This window comes from Flavicella sp. (assembly GCF_029238425.1).
Taxonomy (GTDB): domain Bacteria; phylum Bacteroidota; class Bacteroidia; order Flavobacteriales; family Flavobacteriaceae; genus Flavicella.
Window position 1 is genome coordinate 1 of record NZ_JAQWGB010000157.1, and the last position, 1,730, is coordinate 1,730.

Here is a 1,730-nt window from a genome sequence, read left to right on the forward strand (position 1 = left end):
GATTATTCTTATAGTTTTATGATTTTACCAATTAAATAAGGAAACATGAGTTTTATGAATTATCTAAAAGGTACTCTTGGGGGAATTAGCTTTTTGCTTTTAGCATGTTCTTGTCAAGCACAGTCTGAAAATAATCCTGAAAAGGAAATGGAACAGCCTAATGTGTTGTTTATTATGGTTGATGATCTGAATGATTATCAAGGTGCATTTGGAGGTCATCCACAAGCACTGACTCCAAATATTGATGCTTTGGCTAAGGTTGCGACAGTTTTTACCAATGCACATACCAATGTTCCTGTTTGTCAGCCTTCAAGGAATAGTTTGTTTACAGGGGTATATCCCCATGATTCTAGAGATTTTGGTTGGACACCCCATAGAAAACAGGTGGTTTTGAAAAATCATAAAACCTTGATTCAATTGTTTAAAGAAAACGGTTATCAAACTTATGGGACAGGGAAGTTATTGCATAAAAATTTCAGAAAATATTGGACAGAATGGGGAGTTCCAGAAGGCATAAATTATGGTCCCCATGCGTATAGCGGTATAGATGAAGACGGGCAAAGAATTATGGGGCATTCTTCAGTTCCAGAACCTTTTAGAGGTATTAATGTGGTAGATGGTTCTTTTTCTTCTTTTGCTGATACTCCTGTAAGAATTGATGAGAATGGGAATAAGCAAAAAACCGGTTGGACGTTTGGAAAAAAGGAGTTTAGATATGTGTCTGATAATGACAGAGATTTAACGCCTGATGAGCAACATGCTGCTTGGGTAGAAAATAAATTCAAGCAGTTAGAAGCTTCAGAATCAAATGCACCCTTTTTTATGGGAGTTGGTTTTGTAAAACCTCATACTCCCTTGTATGCACCTCAAAAATATTTTGATAAATTTCCTTTGGAAGATATTCAAATGCCAATCACTAAGGCAGGAGATATTGATGATAGTTTTTATAAAACAGTCTATCCACCAACTGAAATGGGATTACATTATTATGCTGCTTTACAAAAATCTTATCCAGAGGGAGATGAAGGCCTAAGAAAATTTTTACAGGCATATTTGGCTTGTATCTCTTTTGTTGACGATCAAATAGGAGGGGTGTTAGATGCTTTAAATAATAGCGCTTTTGCAAATAATACTATCGTTGTTTTTACAAGCGACCACGGATGGCAGATGGGAGAAAAAGACTATTTATATAAAAACTCTCCTTGGGATGAAAGTACCAGAATACCGTTGTTAATAAAAGCACCTAATTATTCTAAATCTGGCACTAAAGTGTCTCATCCAGTTTCTTTAATTGATTTGTATCCAACCTTAATGGATCTCTGTGAATTGCAAGGTGAGACAGTCTTGAAAAAATCTGAAGCAGAACTTGGAGGTTTTAGTTTGCAACCGTTTATGAAGGATTCAGAGACAAAGAAATGGAAAGGTCCTAACGGAGCTCTTACCGTGTTGGGAGCTGGAATAAATAGAGAAATACCAGGTCTTGGAATAAATAGTAATAAGAGTGCCTTATGGCATATAGAAATACAAAAAGATTTGCCTAAAAGCTATGTGTACCAACAAAACTATTCTTATCGTACCAAAGACTGGAGGTATATTCTTTACAGGAATGGAAAAGAAGAGTTGTATCACATGACCAAAGATGCATATGCATGGAATAATTTAGCAAATAATATAAAATATAGAAAAAAGAAGGAAGCATTGAAAAACGAAGTGCTAGAAATAATTGAAAA

General features: G+C 35.2%; 1 protein-coding gene. It reads left to right on the forward strand.

Annotated elements, in window-relative coordinates; all coding sequences use genetic code 11:
• Nucleotides 1-54 precede the first annotated feature (54 nt).
• Nucleotides 55-1,730: sulfatase (locus tag P8H68_RS11070; protein WP_300324946.1), on the forward strand; the 1,676-nt coding region annotated here is incomplete at its 3' end.